Genomic DNA, 17,574 nt, shown 5'->3' on the forward strand with positions numbered 1-17,574 from the left:
ACCCAATGCCACGCGGGATCTTCTTGTCTCAGATCACCACGTTGGTGATCTCGTCGTCCAGCAGAACCTGCGCGCTGTCGCCCAGCGTGTAGATCGTGTGCGATGCGCCGTCCACCATGACCGAGCCGCCGCGCACCGCGCCCAGCATCGTGACATGATCGTCGGCGCCGCCATGCACGACCACCGTGTCGCTCGTCTCGGAGAGGCGCTTCACGATGTCTTCGGTCAGCGTCAGCTTGCTCTGGTCCCCGAAGCTGAGGTCGATCGCCTCGATCTGGAGCCCCTGAAGATTGGGGTTCGAGATGTTGACGATATCGGTCGCCGTCTCGTCGAGCACGACATAGGTGCTCGAGGCGTTGCCGGCGGCATCGGTATTCGTGACGATGAGCTGCGAGCCGTCGGGAATGGTCCGCGAGCCGCCCGAGGCGTTCAGGAAGTGGTAATCCGTCTCGCCGAGGAAGCTGTCCACGCTCTCATGCACCGGCGTTTCGGTGACGCGCCCGTCGCGCCCGACGCTCGAGATGGTGATGTCGTCGTCCGATGTCTCCATCGTGACCGAGCGATAGCCGCCGCCTTCGCGGAAGTAACCCACGATATCGGGATGATCCGGCACGGTCGTGTCGATGTCGAGCGTGTCGGTGATGGATGTTGTGTTGCGCGCGGCGTCGGTCGCCGTGACGGTCATCGCATAGCTCTGATCCGCGACGGGGATATGCGCCGCCGGGATGTCGAGGGTCCAGGCGCCGTTCGCCGCCACGACCGCGCTGTAGCTGCGGCCCAGCACATCGACCCGCACGGTCGAGCCCGGCTCGACCTCGCCCGTGAGGCGCACGCCCTGCTGCGCTTCGGCGGCATTCACCGTGCGGTCGCTGCCGAACAAGTCGTCCGCGCGCGTCAGCTCGTCCACGAACGTGTCGACCCGCACGCTGCTGCCCACTTGTGAGACGTTGCCCGCATCGTCCACCACATCGACGGTGATGTCGGCGTCGTACTGCCCGCCCCGGACGCTGCCGCCCTCGAAGCGCGCGGTCCAGTTGCCGGTGACGGGATCGACCGTCGCCGCCCGTGCGACGCCCGCGACCGTGACCATGACCGTCGAGCCCGGCTCGACCGTGCCCGTCACGTTGAAGCCCGAGCGCGCCACCGCGTCGTTGATGACCGACACGCCATCGCTGCCCACCACGAGGTTCGGCGGCGTGAGGGCGAGGTTGTCGACCTGCGTGTCCACATGCACGGTCGCATCGACCCGCGCGGTGTTGCCCGCCGCATCGGTGATCGAGGCCGAGACTTCGGGCATGTATTCGCCCTGCCGGATCTCGTGCTGCTGGTAGGTCGTGCGCCAGACATTGCCCGGCCCTGCCATTACCTGATGCTGCACCCCGTCCAGCGTGACGGTGACGAGCATGCCCTCGGGCGCCTGCCCGGTGACGAGCACGCCCGCGCGCGCCTCCTGGAAGTTGATCGTGCCGTCGCCGCCGATCGCATTGGCGTTCAGCGTCAGAAGCCCCGCCTCGGTGTCGATATCGACCGGGGTGGTGATCGTCTGCGTGTTGCCGGCGCGGTCGGTCGCGGTGGCGGTCATGCTCTCGATGCGCGTGCCGACGGGGATCTGGCTCGCCGCGAAGCTCGCGGTCCAGTTGCCGTTCGGGGCGACCTGCGCCTGAACCGTGCGGCCCGCGAGGGTCACATCGACGCGCATGCCGGGCTCGCCCGTGCCGCTCACGGTGAGGCCCTGGGCCGCTTCGGCCGCGTTGATCACGCCATCGGCGCCGCCGATGCCGCCCGATTGGGTGAAGTTCTCGACCCGCGTGTCGATATGAATCTGCCCGCTCGTGCTGGCGGTGTTGCCCGCCGCATCGGTGCTCGAGGCGGTAACGGGCATGTCATAGGCGCCCTGCGCGAGGCCGGTGCCGGCGAAGGTCGCCGTCCATGCGCCGGTGCTGCCCGCGATCACGGTCTGCGAGCCGCCGTTGAAACCGACGACGACCGATGCGCCCGGCGTTGCGCTGCCGGTGATATCGATGCCACCGCGCGCCTCGGCGCCGTTGACGATGCCGTCGCCTTCGACGGTCGCCGTGTTGATGGTGACGGTGTTGGGATCGGTGTCGAGACTGATCTGGCGGCTCGCCTCGGCCACGTTGCCTGCCATGTCGGTCGCCGTCGCGGTCATCGTCTCGACGCGCGTGCCCGCCGGGATCTGGCCGGGCGCGAAGCTGGCGGTCCAGCTTCCATCGGCGGCCACCTGCCCCTGCACGGTCTGGCCCGCGAGGGTCACATCGACGCGCATGCCGGGCTCGCCCGTGCCGCTCACGGTGAGGCCCTGCGCCGCTTCGGCCGCGTTGATGACGCCATCGGCGCCGCCTGCGCTGCTGGTGATCGCGAAATCCTGCACGAGGGTGTCGATGCGGATCGCCCCCGTCACGCTGTTTACGTTGCCCGCATCATCCGTGCTGGTGGCGGTCACGTCCATGTCGTACTGGCCCGAGGCCAGACCGCTGCCGTCGAATGTCGCCGTCCAGGCGCCGGTGCTGCCCGCGGTCACGGTCTGCGTGCCGCCGTTGAACGCCACCACGACCGATGCGCCCGGCGTCGCCGTTCCGGTGATGTCGATGCCGGCCTGTGCCTCGGCATGGTTGACGATGCCGTCGCCTTCGATCGTGGCGAAGTCGATGGCCACGTCGTTCGGCACGGTGTCGATGCGCACGCCATCGGTGATGGTCGTGGTGTTGCCCGCCGCGTCCGAGGACACGATGCTCACATCCGCGATGCGCTCGCCGCCCTCGAGCGTGCCCGGCTCGTAGCGGACGGACCAGCTTCCGTCGCCCGCCACGGTCGTCTCGCGCACCACGCCATCGACGGTCACGGTGATCGTCGCGCCCGGCTCGCTCGTGCCGGAAATGTCCACGCCCGCCGCGAAATCGTCGGCGTTGTAATAGTCGCCGGCGCCGATCGTGCCTTCGGTCACATCGGCGGCGGGGGGCGTCGTGTCGATGACGACCTCGGGGCCGGTCAGTGTCGTCTCGGTCCCGTCCGGCTCGGTCACCTTCACGGTCACGTCATGTGTGCCGTCCGAGGGGAAGGTCTCGTCCTCGAAGGTCGTCTCCCACTTGCCGTTCTCGTCCGAGGTGGTCGTCTGCGTCTTGTCGCCGATGGTCACTTCGACGGTCGAGCCGGGCTGGGCCGTGCCGCTCACGTCGATCGACGCGTCGAGCCCGTCGCCGCCAAGGGTGATGTCGGTGTCCTGGTCGATAGTCGGCGGAATGCGCCCGCCGCCGCCTCCGCCGCCCGTTCCCGTGCCGCCGCCGGTGCCGTCGCCGTTCAGAAGCGCGCCGCCCGCGACGACAGCCGCACCCGCCGCGCCCGCGCCCCAGAGACCGCCGCCGCCGAGGCCCAGAAGGCCCGCGCCAAGCATCGTCGAGGCTTCTTCCTCGCCGGTGCCTGCGGCGGCCACTTCGGTGCCGTCGAGAAAGATCAGCTCGTCCGAGGGGCTCCACTTGCTCCATTCGGCGGTCGGACCGTACTGGGCGTAGATCGTGCCGTCGACATCCTCGGTCAGAACGACCTCGTTCAGATATCCGTCGGCGCTGATGAAGAGGCGCCCATTGCCTTCGGCGCCGAAGTAATCGGTCAGCACGATGACCCGGCCATCGGCGAGCGTGATCTCCAGATCGTTGCCCGCGCGCTGGTAGCCGCGAATATCGGCCTGCCGCAGATTGAGGGAAATCTCGCCGGAGCCGGAGGCGTCGATGATCGCATTCTCACCGTTCGCCGAAACCGCGCCATGCGTCGAAGGGCCCGTAGATGTACGGACAACGAAATTAATCGCGCTCATTGGATCACCGCTCTTCCTCAAATGCGGCGCTTTGTGCACCGCTTATAAATCTCGTCCGGTATCTTCCGGCTCGTGACTATCTTTTGATGCACAATTAACGAAATCGCGCCACATTCGCCAGAGTTTTTATGGGAGCGCTCATTTTTTTGCATTCGGGCTCAGAAATCGGCCTTTTAAGTGCTTTTTCGCAACATCGCGCGCAAGAATGATGTTTTGCGGCCACACTTGGCAGGGACGCCGGCCCGTGGCACAGATCGGGAGATGCGGGGGCTGCGGCCCCCTTTCGATCGCCGAATTCCGGCCCACCCACAGTGCAACTCTGGCCGCGAAGGATGCGCCTCTTGTCCTTGCCCATCGAAGACACGCTTTACCTGCTGCGCTCGCTCATCGCCTTTCCGACCGTGTCGCAGGACAGCAATCTTGAGATGATCGACTATCTCGCCGCCCGGCTCGAAGCCTCGGGCGCGCGGGTCGAGGTGATGCAGGACAGCTCGGGCGCCAAGGCCAATCTCTTCGCCACGATCGGCCCCGAAGGCGATGGCGGCATTGTCCTGTCGGGCCATAGCGACGTGGTGCCCGTGGCCGATCAGGTCTGGGCGAGCGATCCCTTCACGATGCACGAGGAGGATGGCCGGCTCTACGGGCGCGGCGCCTGCGACATGAAGGGCTTCATCGCCGCCGCGGTCGCGATGGCCCCCACCTTCGCGCAGCGCATCGGCAACCGGCCGCTGCATTTCTCCTTCACCTATGACGAGGAGACGGGCTGCGTCGGCGCGCGCGATCTGGCCAATGTGCTGACCGAGCGGGGCCTGCGGCCCGCCGTGGCGCTGATCGGCGAGCCGACGATGATGCGCGTGATCGAGGGCCACAAGGGCTGCTGCGAATACACGACGCGCTTTTCGGGCCTCGCCGGGCATGGCTCCGGCCCCGATCGCGGCGTCAACGCGGTGGAATACGCGGCGCTTTTCGTCGCACGTCTTCTGGCGCTCAAGGACACGCTGCGCGCTCGCGCGCCCGCCCATAGCCGCTTCGATCCGCCCTGGACCACGATCAACACCGGCGCGCTGGTGGGCGGCGTCGCGCATAACGTCATTCCCTCCGCCGCGCAGGTCGATTGGGAGATGCGCCCCGTCCAGCATTCGGATTTCGCACTGGTGAAGGAGGATCTGCACCAGTATTGCAACGAGATCCTGCTGCCCGCGATGCGCGCCGTGCATCCCGACGCCGACATCACGACCGAGACGATCGGCGAGGTCGAGGGGCTGATCCCCGCCGAGATTTCCGAGGCGCGCGACATCATGATGGAGCTGACCGGCGCGAACGGCGCCGATGTCGTGCCCTTCGGCACCGAGGCGGGCATCTTCCAGACGATGGGCATGTCCGCCATCCTCTGCGGGCCCGGCTCGATCGAGCAGGCGCACAAGGCGGACGAGTTCGTCTCGATGGACCAGATGACGCAATGCCTCGAGATGCTCGACCGGCTCAGCGTCAAGATGCAGGGCTATTGACCGCTCAGAGGCGGCGGAACCGCAGGTAATGCGGCACCCGCCCCTCGCGCAGCGCCTTCTGCTCGTAGCGGGTCGAGATCCAGCCGTCCCAGGGCCTGCGCCAGTCCTGCGGACCCTCGGCCAGCCACTCGAACCCGCAGCGCGGCACTTCCTCGAGCGTCTGGCGTACGTAATCCTCGATATCGGTGGCGATGCGCAGCTCCGCCCCCGGCCGCATGGCGCGGGCGAGCGGTGCGAGGTGCTCTTCGGTCACGAAGCGGCGGCGATGATGGCGCGCCTTGGGCCAGGGATCGGGATAGTGCAGGTAGGCCCGCCCGACCGACGCCTCGGGCAGCACGTCGAAAAGATCGCGCGCATCGCCCGGATGCACGCGCAGGTTCGGGCGCGGCGTCTTGCGCAATTTCGTCAAAAGCATGGCGACGCCGTTGAGATAGGGCTCGCAGCCGATGAGCCCGACATCGGGCTCCGCCCCGGCGATATGCACCAGATGCTCACCCCCGCCGAAGCCGATCTCGAGCCAGAGATCGCGCCCGCCGAAAAGCGCATCCACATCCAGCTCCCGCCGCTCGGGGTTCTCGTCCCAGTCCACCGCGCCTGGCGAGAGCGCCGCGAGATCCTCGTCGAGCACGGCCTCCTGCGACTTGCGCAGGGCCTTGCCCTTGAACCGGCCATAGAAGTTGCGCCACGGAGCGCCGGAGGGATGCTTGTCCTTGATCATGGCGGAGGCACTAGCGCGCCATGCAGCGCCGCGCAAGACACCCCCCTCGACCGCCCGCTTTCTTCTTGCTGAAAATATCCCCGCCGGAGGCATCCGGCCTTCGATTCAAAAGACGCGCCCCGATCGGAGCGCGTCTTTCGTCGTCTCGAAAAGGCTGAGCGCGCCTCAGCGCACCAGCGTCGCCGCCGCGGCCTCTGCCGCACTCTCGATGCCGAACATGTTGACGCCCGGCAGCCAGGCGAGGCCGATGATCGTCGCCGAGACCATCAGGAAGCTCCAGAGCACCGGCGATCCCGGCGGGTCGAGCGCCTCGCGCTCCTCGCCGAAATACATGTAGAAGACGATGCGCAGGTAGTAGAACGCACCGATGACCGAGCCGATCACGCCCAAAACGGCCAGCCAGACCAGCCCGCCCTCATAGGCTGCGCGCAGCACGTAGAGCTTGCCGAAGAAGCCCAGAAGCGGCGGCACGCCCGCGAGGCTGAAAAGCAGCACCAGCATCGCCAGCGCCCGGCCCGGATGCGCTTTGGAATACAGATTCAGGCTGCGGATGTCGGTGGTCGGCAGGCCGTCCTTCTGCATCGACAGCACGAAGGCGAAGGTGCCCACGTTCATCGTGACGTAGATCGCAAGATAGATTAGCATCGCCTGCACGCCGAAGCCGGTCCCCGACGCGAGCCCCATGAGCGCAAAGCCCATATGCGCGATCGAGGAATAGGCCATGAGGCGCTTGATATCGGTCTGGCCGATGGCGGCGAAGCTGCCCCAGAAGATCGAGAGCACGCTGAGGAGCGCTATGATCTGCTGCCAGTCGGGCACAATGCCCCCGAAGGCGCCCCAGACGACACGGGCGAAAAGCGCCATCGCCGCCACCTTGGGCGCTGTCGCGAAGAAGGCGGTGATCGGCGTCGGCGCGCCCTCGTAGACATCGGGCGTCCACATGTGGAACGGCACCGCGCTGACCTTGAAGGCAAGGCCGGACATGACGAAGACGAGGCCGAGAAGCAGGCCAACCGGCGCGCGGCCCTCGGCGGCCTCGATGATTCCGGCGAAATTCGTGGTGCCCGCGTAGCCGTAGACGAGCGATGCGCCATAAAGGAGCAGGCCCGAGCTGAGCGCGCCCAGGACGAAATACTTCAGGCCCGCCTCGGTCGACTTGGCGCTGTCGCGGCGCAGCGACGCCACGACGTAGAGCGCCAGCGATTGCAGCTCGAGCCCCATGTAGAGCGACATGAGATCCCCGGCGCTGACCATGACCATCATGCCGACGGTGCCGAGCGCGATCAGGATCGGGTATTCGAAGCGCAGCATGCCGCGGCGCGACATGTAATCCTGCCCCATGACCATCACGGCGGCGCCGCTGAGCAGGATCATCACCTTCGCGAAGCGCGAGAAGCCGTCATCGACGAACATGCCCGAGAATGCGGTGCGCGCGCCCGTGCCTGTCGTGCCGATCCAGAAGGCCATCGCGACGAAAAGCGCGGCGGTCAACCAGATCAGAAGGCCCGCGGCCTTGTCCTTGACGGTATAGACCCCGCCCATGAGGGCCAGCATCGCATAGACCGCGATGACGATCTCGGGCAGGATAACGTTCAGATCAGCCTGGATCATCTGGGCCTCCTCAATGCGCGGCTTCGGCGGTCCGGACGGCGGCGTCGCCGCCCCCCTCCGCCAGCGCGGTGTCATATTGCGAGATCAGCGCCTCCGTCGACGGGCCGATGATATCGGTCACGAGGCTCGGATAGACGCCGAGGAGCAGGGTCATCACCACCAGCGGCGCGAAGATCGCGCGCTCGCGGCCGGTCATGTCGCTGATCGACTTGAGGCTCTCCTTGATGAGATCGCCCAGCACGACCCGGCGATAGAGCCAGAGCGCATAGGCCGCCGACAGGATCACGCCCGAGGTCGCGACGAGCGCCACCCAGGTATTGACCTTGAAGATGCCGACGAGCGTGAGGAATTCACCGATGAAGCCCGACGTGCCCGGCAGGCCGACATTGGCCATGGTGAAGAAGAGGAAGATCAGCGCATAGGCCGGCATCCGGTTCACGAGGCCGCCGTAGGCGTCGATCTCGCGCGTGTGCATCCGGTCGTAGATGACGCCGACGCAGAGGAAGAGCGCGCCCGAGATGAAGCCGTGCGACAGCATCTGGAAGATCGCGCCATCGACGCCCTGCTGGTTGGCCGCGAAGATGCCCATCGTGACATAGCCCATATGGGCGACCGACGAATAGGCGATCAGCTTCTTCATGTCCTGCTGCGCGAGCGCGACGAGCGAGGTGTAGACGATGGCGATGACCGACAGCCACAGCACGAGCGGCGTCATGACCTCCGAGCCGATGGGGAACATCGGCAGGCTGAACCGCAGGAAGCCGTAGCCGCCCATCTTCAGAAGGATCGCCGCCAGCACGACCGAGCCTGCGGTCGGCGCCTGGACGTGCGCGTCGGGCAGCCAAGTATGGACAGGCCACATCGGCATCTTGACCGCGAAGCTCGCGAAGAAGGCGATGAAGAGCAGCGTCTGCATGCCGCCGACGATGGTGATGCCAAGCACGCTGAACGTCTCGGAGGCGAACCCGTGACGCATGAGCGTCGGGATATCGGTGGTGCCCGCATCGGCGAACATCGCGACCATCGCCACCAGCATCAGCACCGAGCCGAGGAAGGTGTAGAGGAAGAACTTGAAGGATGCGTAGATCCGCTCCTTGCCGCCCCAGATGCCGATGATGAGGAACATCGGAATGAGCCCCGCCTCGAAGAAGAGGTAGAAGAGCACCATGTCGAGCGCCATGAAGACGCCCAGCATCAGCGTCTCGAGGATCAGGAAGGCGATCATGTATTCCTTGACGCGCGTCTTGATGTTCCACGAGGCCGCGATTGTGAGCGGCATCATGAAGGTGGTCAGCATCACGAAGAGCACCGAAATGCCGTCGACGCCCATCTTGTATTGCAGGCCGAGGAGCCATTCGCGCTCTTCCACGAACTGAAAGCCCGTGTTCGACGGATCGAAATCGAAGAGGATGAAGAGCGAGACGAGGAACGTCACGACCGTCGCGGCGAGCGCCACCCACTTGGCGTTGCGCTGCGCCGCCTCGTCCTCGCCGCGCAGGAAGATGGCGAGGATGGCCGCTGCGATCAGGGGAATGAACGTGGTGATCGACAGAACGTTTTCCATCAGTTTGCCCCTCCGGTGAACGTCATCCATGTGACGAGGACTGCGATCCCGATCACCATGGCGAAGGCATAGGTAAAGATGTAGCCGGACTGCGCGCGGCCCGCGAGACGGGTGAAGAAGGGCACGACACCCATTGCCAGACCGTTGATCCCGCCGTCGATGACGCTGCCGTCACCGCGCTTCCAGAGGAAATTCCCGAGCTTTTTCGAGGGCTGGACGAAGAGTACGTCGTAGATCTCGTCGAAATACCACTTGTTCAGCAGGAAGTCGTAAAGCGGGCGCTGCGCCGCCACCCATTTCGCGGGTGTGCCAGGGCTCCAGATATAGAACCAGAGCGCCGTCAGCAGGCCGAGGATCATCGCGACGAAGGGCGAGAGCTTCACCCAGGTCGGCACGTAATGAGCCTCGTGGAGCACGGTGTTCTCGGGGCGGATATAGATCGCGGCCTCGCCCGGCGCGCTCTCCATCACGTAATGCAGCTCGGACGCCTTCGGGCTGCGCTCGGCCACGGCCTCGACCAGCTCCTGCGCGGGCTCGCCATAGGCGCCGCCGAAGAATTTCACGACCTCGTTCGTCTTGCCGAAGAAGCTGCTGTACCACATGGCGCCCGCCAGAACCGAGCCGACGGCCAGAACGCCGAGCGGCACCAGCATGACCATGGGCGATTCATGCGCATCCTGATGCGTATGCTTGTCCCCGCGCGGCGTGCCGAAGAAGGTGAGAAACATCAGGCGCCAGCTGTAGAAGCTGGTCAGAAGCGCGGCGATCACCAGCATCCAGAAGGCATAGCCCCCCTGCGTCGCGGCGAAGGCGCTCTCGATCACGGCATCCTTAGAGGCGAAGCCGGCGAAGCCGATCCAGCCGGTCAGCGGGATGCCGACGCCGGTGATGGCCAGCGTGCCGATCATCATCGCGCCGAAGGTATAGGGCAGCTTGTGACGCAGGCCGCCGTAATTGCGCATGTCCTGCTCGTGATGCATCCCGTGGATGACCGAGCCTGCCCCGAGAAAAAGCATCGCCTTGAAGAAGGCATGCGTCAAAAGGTGGAACATCGCGACCGAATAGGCGCCGACACCCGCCGCGACGAACATGTAGCCGAGCTGGGACATGGTCGAATAGGCGATGACGCGCTTGATGTCGTTCTGCACGAGGCCGATCGTCGCCGCGACGAAGGCGGTGGTCGCGCCGAGGAAGGTCACGAAGACCATCGCCTCGGGGGCGAATTCCATGATCGGCGACATGCGGCAGACGAGGAAGACACCCGCCGTGACCATCGTCGCCGCGTGAATGAGGGCCGACACCGGGGTCGGGCCTTCCATCGCGTCGGGAAGCCATGTGTGCAGGCCCAGCTGCGCCGATTTGCCCATCGCGCCGATGAAGAGCAGGAAGGCGATCAGGTTGGCGGCGTTCCAGTCCGTCCAGAGGAAGCGGACAGTCGTTTCGGCCAGTTCGGGACCGGCTGCGAAGATATCGTCGAAGTTGATGCTGTCGGTCAGCATGAAGAGCGCGAAGATGCCGAGCGCGAAGCCGAAATCGCCCACGCGGTTCACCACGAACGCCTTGATCGCCGCGGCGTTGGCCGAGGGCTTGCGGTAGTAGAAGCCGATCAGGAGGTAGGAGGCGAGGCCCACACCTTCCCAGCCGAAGAACATCTGCGCGAGGTTGTCGGCGGTCACCAGCATCAGCATCGCGAAGGTGAAGAGCGACAGATAGGCGAAGAAGCGGGGCCGATAGCTCTCGTTCTCGCCGAAATTATGGTCATGGGCCATGTAGCCCATCGAATAGAGATGCACGAGCGCCGAGACCGACGTGACGACGATCAGCATGATCGCTGTCAGCCTGTCGAGGCGGATCGACCAGGAGGTGTCCAGAAGGCCCGACTGGATCCAGTCGAGGATATGGATGTGCTGCGTCGTGCCGTCATGGCCCAGAAAGACGATCCACGACAGGAAGCAGGCGAGGAAAAGGAGCAGCGTCGAGACCCATTGCGCGCCCTTGTCGCCGATGATGCGCCAGCCGAAGCCCGAGATGATCGCGCCCACAAGCGGGGCGAAGAGGATGATCTTTTCCATTGGCTCAGCCCTTCATCACGTTGACGTCTTCGACCGCGATCGTGCCGCGGTTGCGGAAGAAGCAGACGAGGATGGCAAGGCCGATCGCCGCCTCGGCGGCGGCGACGGTCAGCACCAAGAGGGTGAAGACCTGCCCCGCCATGTCCTGCGCGAAGCTGGAGAAGGCGACCAGATTGATGTTCACCGCGAGCAGCATCAGCTCGATCGACATGAGCAGGATGATGACGTTCTTGCGGTTCAGGAAAAGCCCGAAGATGCCGATGACGAAGAGCGTCGCCGCAACCGTCAGGTAATGTTCAATTCCGATCATGTCTGTCCCTCCGGGCCGCGCCCGTCCGTCTTTTATCGTTCACTGGGCCGCCGGTCGGACCGGCGGCCTGGCTGATGCGCCGGGCGGGCCTAGAGGCCCTGCCCCGGCTTCACGTCCTTCAGCTCCATCGCCTTCTTGGGATCGCGCCACATCTGGTGCAGCACGTTCTGCCGCTTGACGTCGACACGGTGGCGCAGCGTCAGGACGATCGCGCCGATCATGGCGACCAGCAGGATGAGGCCCGAGAGCTGGAAGAGCAGGAAATACTTGTCGTAGAGCAGAAGGCCGAGCGCCGCGGTGTTCTGCACGTCGGTCGGCGTGGGCGCGGCGCGCGCGCCTTCGGCCCCGGCCGAGACCTCCCACGCGCCGAAGGCGATGCCGAACTGCATGAGCAGGACGACCCCGATCAGGAGGGCCAGCGGCATATAGCGCGCCATTTCGGCCTTGAGCTCGGCGAAATCGACATCGAGCATCATGACCACGAAGAGGAAGAGCACGGCGACGGCGCCGACATAGACGATGACCAGCAGCATCGCCACGAATTCGGCGCCCAACAGCACGAAAAGCCCTGCCGAGCTGATGAAACTGAGGATCAGCCACAGCACCGAATGGACGGGATTGCGGCTCACCACGGTGAAGAGGCCGCCGACAAGCGCGGATATCGCAAAGAGATAGAACGCAAAAGCCATCGCGGTCATTGGTCTTTTCCTTCCTCGGTTTCCCCGTCCATCACCTCGCGGGCCAGCTCCATCGCGCGGCTCGAGGCCGGCAGGCCCGCGAAGATCGACATGGTGGCGATCGTCTCGGCCACTTCGGCATCGGTCGCGCCGGCCTCGCGGGCGTGGCGCACGGTCATGCGCACCGCCGTATCGGCCTGCGCGCCCTGCATGGTCAGCCCCGCGAGCGTCAGCAGCAGGCGCGTCTTGGCATCAAGCCCCTCGGGGTTCAAGCCCTTGCCGAAGGTCATCTCCATGAGATCCTTCGGCATGGTCTGCCACATCGCCTCGAAGGCCTTGGGCGAGAAGGCGTCCATCGCGGGATTCATGGTCTTGGCCATGCCCTGCATCTGGCGCATCATCTGCTCGAAGGGGGTCGGGCCGGTCATCTGTAGGGCGCATCCAGTTCGAGATTGCGGGCGATCTCGGCCTCCCAGCGATCGCCGTTCTCGAGCAGCTTGTCCTTGTCGTAGAACAGCTCCTCGCGGGTCTCGGTCGAGAATTCGAAATTCGGGCCTTCGACGATCGCATCCACCGGGCACGCCTCCTGGCAGAAGCCGCAATAGATGCATTTCGTCATGTCGATGTCGTAGCGCGTGGTGCGGCGGCTGCCGTCGTCGCGCGGCTCGGCGTCGATGGTGATGGCCTGCGCGGGGCAGATCGCCTCGCACAGCTTGCACGCGATGCAGCGCTCCTCGCCGTTGGGGTAGCGGCGCAGCGCATGCTCGCCGCGAAAGCGCGGGCTGAGAGGGCCCTTCTCGTGCGGGTAGTTCAGCGTCGCCTTGGGCGCGAAGAAATACTTGAGGCCGAGGCCGAGGCCCTTCCACACATCGCTGAGCAGGAAGTAACCGGCAGCGCGTCCGTAGTCGATATTCGCCATGTCGTCAGCTCCTTGCGTTGGGGGTTGCCTGAGTCTCGTCCTTGCGCCGGGTCTTACCGGCATTCGGGCCGCCGTTCCAGCAGGTCTCGCGCGCCACCGGCTCACCCTCCCATCGCGAAGCGGGCCCAGAATGCGCCCAGGACTTCGAACTTGGCGAGGAAGGCGATGATGACGACCCATGCCAGCGACAGCGGCAGGAACACCTTCCAGCCGATGCGCATCAGCTGGTCATAGCGGTAGCGCGGCGTGATCGCCTTGACCATCGCGAAGAGGAAGAAGAAGAACGCCATCTTGCCGACCATCCACAGCACGCCGTCGGGGATGCCGGGAATGGGGCTGAGCCAGCCGCCGAAGAAGAGCAGCGACGTCAGCGCGCACATCAGGAAGATCGCGATGTACTCGCCCGCCATGAAGAGCAGGAAGGGCGTCGAGGAATATTCCACCTGATAGCCCGCCACCAGCTCGGATTCGGCTTCGGGCAGATCGAAGGGCGGGCGGTTCGTCTCGGCGAGGCACGAGATGAAGAACAGGAACACCATCGGCAGATGCGGCAGCCAATACCAGCCGAAGAAGCCGTATTGCGTGTCCTGCGCCGCGACGATGTCGCCGAAATTGAGGCTGCCGGTCGAGATGATCACGCCGATGATGATGAGGCCGAGCGAGACTTCGTAGGAGATCATCTGCGCCGCCGAGCGCAGCGAGCCGAGGAACGGGTATTTCGAGTTCGACGCCCAGCCGCCCATGATGACGCCGTAGACCTCGAGCGAGGAGACGGCGAAGACGTAGAGGATGGCCACGTTGATGTCCGACAGCACCCAGCCGTCATTCATGGGAATCACCGCCCAGGCGATCACGGCCAGAACGAAGCTGACCATCGGCGCCATGATGAAGACGGACTTGTCGGCGCCCGCCGGAACCACCACTTCCTTGAGGACGTATTTCAGCGCGTCGGCGACCGATTGCAGCAGACCGAAGACACCGACCACGTTGGGGCCGCGGCGCATCTGCACTGCGGCCCAGATCTTGCGGTCGCCGTAGACGAGGAACAAAAGGCTGACCATCACGAAGCCGAGCATCGCAAGGCATTGTGCAAAGATCAGCAGGACGGTCCCCAGCGGGGTGGTAAAGAATTCAGCCATCAGGTCCTCATACCATCGGTATTCCGTTTTCCGCGCAGTCGGCGGCCACGACTTCGGCGTCGATTGTTTTCAGCCCGCGCGGCAGGGCGGGCGAGATCGTATAAACCGCATCGGCGCGCCAGACGCCACCCTCATCGGTGATATTCGTGCGCACATGGCGCGCAAATCCATAGCCCCGGATCAGCGCGTATTGCGCCGCCGCGCATTCGGCATAGCGCGCGACATCCGCGCTGCCCCGCGCGCCGGCCATGCTGACGTGGAAATTCACCAGATCGCCGTCGAGCAGGTCGGTCTCGACGCCGCGATAATCGGGCGCGAAGGCCGCACCCGTGCCTTGCGCCTCGCATCCCGCGAGGCCGGAGGCCGCCAGTGCCATGAGCACCGCGCCCGTTCTGTGCGCGGCGGGGCTCATGCGCAGCCCGGTGTGGGCTTGCGGAACTCCGCGACGATCCAGTCCGTGCCTCGCTCCTCGCCGATCAGCGTGTAGCGGCAGGTCTTGGAATAGGGCACGTAGCTCGTCCCGAGCGTGGTCAGACCGCCGCCCCAGCCGCCCTTGCCGATGCCGACGCCCACCCCGATGGTCGGGCCCGGCGCGGGGCGGAAGCCCTCGTTCTTCATTTCCCACTGATAGGCGCGGCGCCCGTCGACGAGCTGAAACACCTCGTCCGGGCTCCCGTGATCGAGGATCACCACGCCGATGGGACGCCCGATATAGGACTCCATCTGGTGCGGGGCGGCGCAGCCCACGAGCGCGAGCGCGGCGAAGGCCGCCGCCGGGATATGACGCCCCGCCCGCATGACCTACTCGGCGGCCATCTTGGGCGCGCGGCGCGCCTTGGCGTTGGCGCTGAGCTCGGCCATGAGCTGGCTCGCGCGGGCGATCGGGTTGGTCAGGTAGTGATCCTTGATCGCGCTGCGGAATCTCGCCTTGCCCATCGCCTTGGGCGTGATCGGCTGCCAGTCGTTTTCGGCCACCTGATCGATCTGTGCCAGATACGGCACCGCCTCGATGAGCGCCTGGCGCAGTTGCGGCAGGCTGTCATAAGGCAGCGTCGCGCCCATCTCGCCCGAGAGCGCGCGCAGGATCGCCCAGTTCTCCTTGGCCTCACCCGGCGCGAAATTGGCGCGCAGCGCCAGTTGCGCACGCCCTTCGGTGTTGACGAAAAGCCCCTGCTCCTCGGTATAGGCGGCGCCCGGCAGGATGATGTCGGCGCGGTGCGCGCCGCGATCCCCGTGGCTGCCCTGATAGATCACGAAGGGCCCATCCTTGATTTCGGTCTCGTCCGAGCCGAGGTTGTAGATTACCTCCGCGCCCTCGAGCGCGGCCTCGAGCCCGCCATCGGTCGTGCAGCCCGCATCCATCGCGCCGACGCGGCCGGCAGCGGTGTGCAGCACCATGAGCATGCCACCGGTCTTCTCGACCAGCTGCATCGCATGGGCGAGAACGGCCTCGCCATCGGCTTCCTGCAAGGCGCCCTGCCCGACGATCACGATGGATTTGCCATCGGATTTCTCGGCGTTCTTCACCAGTTTTTCCAGCGCCGCGCGGTCATCGCCCAGATGCTCGTGTTCGTATGTCAGATCGCAGTCCTCGCCGATCAGACTGACCGTGCCGCCGCGCAGCCATCCCTTGCGGATGCGCGCATTGAGCACCGGCGCCTCGATCGCGGGGTTCGCGCCGATGATGGTGACGCTCGATGCGTCGTCGAGATCCTCGATCCGCGCCGTTCCGACATAGCCCGAGCGGTTGCCCGCGGGCAGCTTGGCGCCATCCGTGCGGCACTCGACATGGCCGCCCTGCCCCTCGATCAGCTGCTTGAGCGCAAAGGCCGCCTCGACCGGGACCAGATCGCCGACGAGGCCCGCGACCTTCTTGCCATTCATGGCGGCGGCGGCGGCACCCAGCGCCTCGGGCCAGCTCGCCGGGCGCAGCTTGCCATTCTCGCGGATATAAGGCGTGTCGAGTCGCTGGCGGCGCAGGCCGTCCCAGACGAACCGCGTCTTGTCGGAAATCCACTCCTCGTTCACGCCGTCATGGTTGCGCGGCAACATGCGCATGACTTCGCGGCCCTTCGTATCAACGCGGATATTGCTGCCGAGCGCGTCCATCACGTCGATTGTCTCGGTCTTGGTCAGCTCCCACGGGCGGGCGGTGAAGGCGTAGGGCTTGGAAACCAGCGCGCCGACGGGGCACAGATCGATGATGTTGCCCTGAAGATTGCTGTCCAGCGTCTCGCCCAGATAGGACGTGATCTCGGCATCCTCGCCCCGGCCCGTCTGGCCCATCTGGGAGATGCCCGCGACCTCGGTCGTGAAGCGTACGCAGCGGGTGCAGGAGATGCAGCGCGTCATATGCGTCTCGACCAGCGGGCCGAGATCGAGATCCTCGGTCGCGCGCTTGGGCTCGCGGTAGCGTGAGAAATCGACGCCGTAGGCCATCGCCTGATCCTGGAGATCACACTCGCCGCCCTGATCGCAGATCGGGCAATCGAGCGGGTGGTTGATGAGCAGGAACTCCATCACTCCCTCGCGGGCCTTCTTCACCATGGGCGAGTTGGTGCGCACCATCGGCGGCTCGCCGTCCTTGCCGGGGCGCAGATCGCGCACCTGCATGGCACAGCTCGCCGCCGGCTTGGGCGGACCGCCGACGACCTCCACAAGGCACATGCGGCAGTTGCCGGCGATCGAAAGGCGCTCGTGATAGCAAAAGCGCGGAATCTCCACGCCCGCCTCTTCACAGGCCTGAATGAGGGTCATCGCCCCATCCACCTCGATCTCGGTTCCGTCGATGTTCACTTTGCGAAGGTTCGTCATGGTGTTCACTTTGCTTTCAGGAATGAGCCGATGCGGCTGCGGTTCTTGATTTCTTCCTGCCCCAGACGGCACAGGCTCGCGGCGTCCAGATTGCTGGCGCCCTTGGATTTGAAATAGGCGTTGCGACGCTCGCGCATCTTGGCCTGCTCCGCGTCGCTGTTCACATAGGCGTCGATCTCGGCATCGGAGTAGCCGCGCTTGCGCGCCATGTCCTCGAGCTGGTTGGCATAGCTGCGCGCGGCCCAGAACTTGCCCGAGATATCGGCGCATTCGCGGCGAATCTTGTCGGCGGCGGCGACGGCCAAAAGGCCCGCGTTGATGTCTTTCTCGTCGGCCAGATCGGCGCGGGCAGCCGAGGCCCCTCCGGCAAGTCCGAGGGCGAGAGCGGTGGTCAACAGGATGCGCATGGC

15 protein-coding genes are annotated in these 17,574 nt (G+C 65.5%); 1 reads left to right on the forward strand and 14 read right to left on the reverse strand.

Features of this window, described 5'->3' with window-relative positions; genetic code table 11:
* Positions 1-28: 28 nt before the first annotated feature.
* Positions 29-3,832: an Ig-like domain-containing protein gene (locus ACGRVM_RS04410; protein ID WP_377168302.1), complete on the reverse strand. Its 3,804-nt coding sequence runs from the start codon at positions 3,830-3,832 to the stop codon at positions 29-31.
* A 341-nt stretch (positions 3,833-4,173) separates the two neighbouring features.
* On the opposite strand from ACGRVM_RS04410, the gene argE reads away from it, so the two are divergent.
* A complete protein-coding gene (gene argE, locus ACGRVM_RS04415) occupies positions 4,174-5,340 on the forward strand; it encodes an acetylornithine deacetylase (RefSeq protein WP_377168299.1) in 1,167 nt (388 codons plus the stop codon).
* A gap of 4 nt (positions 5,341-5,344) precedes the next feature.
* Here argE and trmB read toward each other — a convergent pair whose 3' ends face one another.
* The 13 genes from trmB to ACGRVM_RS04480 form a co-directional block, all read right to left on the reverse strand.
* Positions 5,345-6,058, reverse strand: coding sequence for a tRNA (guanine(46)-N(7))-methyltransferase TrmB (trmB, locus tag ACGRVM_RS04420; protein WP_377168297.1), 714 nt, complete (start codon positions 6,056-6,058; stop codon positions 5,345-5,347).
* Between the two features lie 165 nt (positions 6,059-6,223).
* A complete protein-coding gene (gene nuoN / locus ACGRVM_RS04425) occupies positions 6,224-7,669 on the reverse strand; it encodes an NADH-quinone oxidoreductase subunit NuoN (RefSeq protein WP_377168295.1) in 1,446 nt (481 codons plus the stop codon).
* A gap of 10 nt (positions 7,670-7,679) precedes the next feature.
* Positions 7,680-9,233, reverse strand: coding sequence for an NADH-quinone oxidoreductase subunit M (locus tag ACGRVM_RS04430; protein WP_377168293.1), 1,554 nt, complete (start codon positions 9,231-9,233; stop codon positions 7,680-7,682).
* Positions 9,233-11,305 (reverse strand): NADH-quinone oxidoreductase subunit L, encoded by a 2,073-nt coding sequence (gene nuoL, locus ACGRVM_RS04435; RefSeq protein ID WP_377168291.1) that lies wholly within the window; start codon positions 11,303-11,305, stop codon positions 9,233-9,235. Before nuoL ends, ACGRVM_RS04430 begins: the two co-directional genes overlap by 1 nt.
* A 4-nt stretch (positions 11,306-11,309) precedes the next feature.
* Positions 11,310-11,615 (reverse strand): NADH-quinone oxidoreductase subunit NuoK, encoded by a 306-nt coding sequence (gene nuoK / locus ACGRVM_RS04440; protein WP_377168289.1) that lies wholly within the window; start codon positions 11,613-11,615, stop codon positions 11,310-11,312.
* Between the two features lie 89 nt (positions 11,616-11,704).
* A complete protein-coding gene (locus ACGRVM_RS04445; RefSeq protein ID WP_377168287.1) occupies positions 11,705-12,313 on the reverse strand; it encodes an NADH-quinone oxidoreductase subunit J in 609 nt (202 codons plus the stop codon).
* Positions 12,310-12,720 (reverse strand): carboxymuconolactone decarboxylase family protein, encoded by a 411-nt coding sequence (locus tag ACGRVM_RS04450; protein WP_377168285.1) that lies wholly within the window; start codon positions 12,718-12,720, stop codon positions 12,310-12,312. Before ACGRVM_RS04450 ends, ACGRVM_RS04445 begins: the two co-directional genes overlap by 4 nt.
* The gene (gene nuoI / locus ACGRVM_RS04455) at positions 12,717-13,211 is read right to left on the reverse strand and encodes an NADH-quinone oxidoreductase subunit NuoI (RefSeq protein WP_377168283.1); all 495 of its coding nucleotides are present in this window, start codon (positions 13,209-13,211) and stop codon (positions 12,717-12,719) included. Before nuoI ends, ACGRVM_RS04450 begins: the two co-directional genes overlap by 4 nt.
* A gap of 101 nt (positions 13,212-13,312) precedes the next feature.
* Positions 13,313-14,350: an NADH-quinone oxidoreductase subunit NuoH gene (gene nuoH / locus ACGRVM_RS04460; RefSeq protein ID WP_377168281.1), complete on the reverse strand. Its 1,038-nt coding sequence runs from the start codon at positions 14,348-14,350 to the stop codon at positions 13,313-13,315.
* Between the two features lie 7 nt (positions 14,351-14,357).
* Positions 14,358-14,726, reverse strand: a complete 369-nt coding sequence (locus ACGRVM_RS04465) for a hypothetical protein (protein ID WP_377169995.1) — start codon at positions 14,724-14,726, stop codon at positions 14,358-14,360.
* A gap of 32 nt (positions 14,727-14,758) precedes the next feature.
* A complete protein-coding gene (locus ACGRVM_RS04470; RefSeq protein ID WP_377168279.1) occupies positions 14,759-15,148 on the reverse strand; it encodes a hypothetical protein in 390 nt (129 codons plus the stop codon).
* Between the two features lie 3 nt (positions 15,149-15,151).
* The gene (nuoG, locus tag ACGRVM_RS04475; protein ID WP_377168277.1) at positions 15,152-17,164 is read right to left on the reverse strand and encodes an NADH-quinone oxidoreductase subunit NuoG; all 2,013 of its coding nucleotides are present in this window, start codon (positions 17,162-17,164) and stop codon (positions 15,152-15,154) included.
* A gap of 5 nt (positions 17,165-17,169) precedes the next feature.
* Positions 17,170-17,571 carry a DUF5333 domain-containing protein gene (locus ACGRVM_RS04480; protein ID WP_377168275.1) on the reverse strand — a complete coding sequence of 134 codons (402 nt, stop codon included), beginning with the start codon at positions 17,569-17,571 and terminating at the stop codon, positions 17,170-17,172.
* Positions 17,572-17,574 lie beyond the last annotated feature (3 nt).

The sequence above is a fragment of the Roseovarius aquimarinus genome, from assembly GCF_043661195.1.
Lineage (GTDB): Bacteria > Pseudomonadota > Alphaproteobacteria > Rhodobacterales > Rhodobacteraceae > Roseovarius > Roseovarius aquimarinus.

Coding starts and splice junctions, on each gene's coding strand:
- ACGRVM_RS04410 (WP_377168302.1), bottom strand. CDS start 3,832: ATGAGCGCGATTAATTTCGTTGTCCGTACATCTACGGGCCCTTCGACG.
- trmB (WP_377168297.1), bottom strand. CDS start 6,058: ATGATCAAGGACAAGCATCCCTCCGGCGCTCCGTGGCGCAACTTCTAT.
- nuoN (WP_377168295.1), bottom strand. CDS start 7,669: ATGATCCAGGCTGATCTGAACGTTATCCTGCCCGAGATCGTCATCGCG.
- ACGRVM_RS04430 (WP_377168293.1), bottom strand. CDS start 9,233: ATGGAAAACGTTCTGTCGATCACCACGTTCATTCCCCTGATCGCAGCG.
- nuoL (WP_377168291.1), bottom strand. CDS start 11,305: ATGGAAAAGATCATCCTCTTCGCCCCGCTTGTGGGCGCGATCATCTCG.
- nuoK (WP_377168289.1), bottom strand. CDS start 11,615: ATGATCGGAATTGAACATTACCTGACGGTTGCGGCGACGCTCTTCGTC.
- ACGRVM_RS04445 (WP_377168287.1), bottom strand. CDS start 12,313: ATGACCGCGATGGCTTTTGCGTTCTATCTCTTTGCGATATCCGCGCTT.
- ACGRVM_RS04450 (WP_377168285.1), bottom strand. CDS start 12,720: ATGACCGGCCCGACCCCCTTCGAGCAGATGATGCGCCAGATGCAGGGC.
- nuoI (WP_377168283.1), bottom strand. CDS start 13,211: ATGGCGAATATCGACTACGGACGCGCTGCCGGTTACTTCCTGCTCAGC.
- nuoH (WP_377168281.1), bottom strand. CDS start 14,350: ATGGCTGAATTCTTTACCACCCCGCTGGGGACCGTCCTGCTGATCTTT.
- ACGRVM_RS04465 (WP_377169995.1), bottom strand. CDS start 14,726: ATGGCACTGGCGGCCTCCGGCCTCGCGGGATGCGAGGCGCAAGGCACG.
- ACGRVM_RS04470 (WP_377168279.1), bottom strand. CDS start 15,148: ATGCGGGCGGGGCGTCATATCCCGGCGGCGGCCTTCGCCGCGCTCGCG.
- nuoG (WP_377168277.1), bottom strand. CDS start 17,164: ATGACGAACCTTCGCAAAGTGAACATCGACGGAACCGAGATCGAGGTG.
- ACGRVM_RS04480 (WP_377168275.1), bottom strand. CDS start 17,571: ATGCGCATCCTGTTGACCACCGCTCTCGCCCTCGGACTTGCCGGAGGG.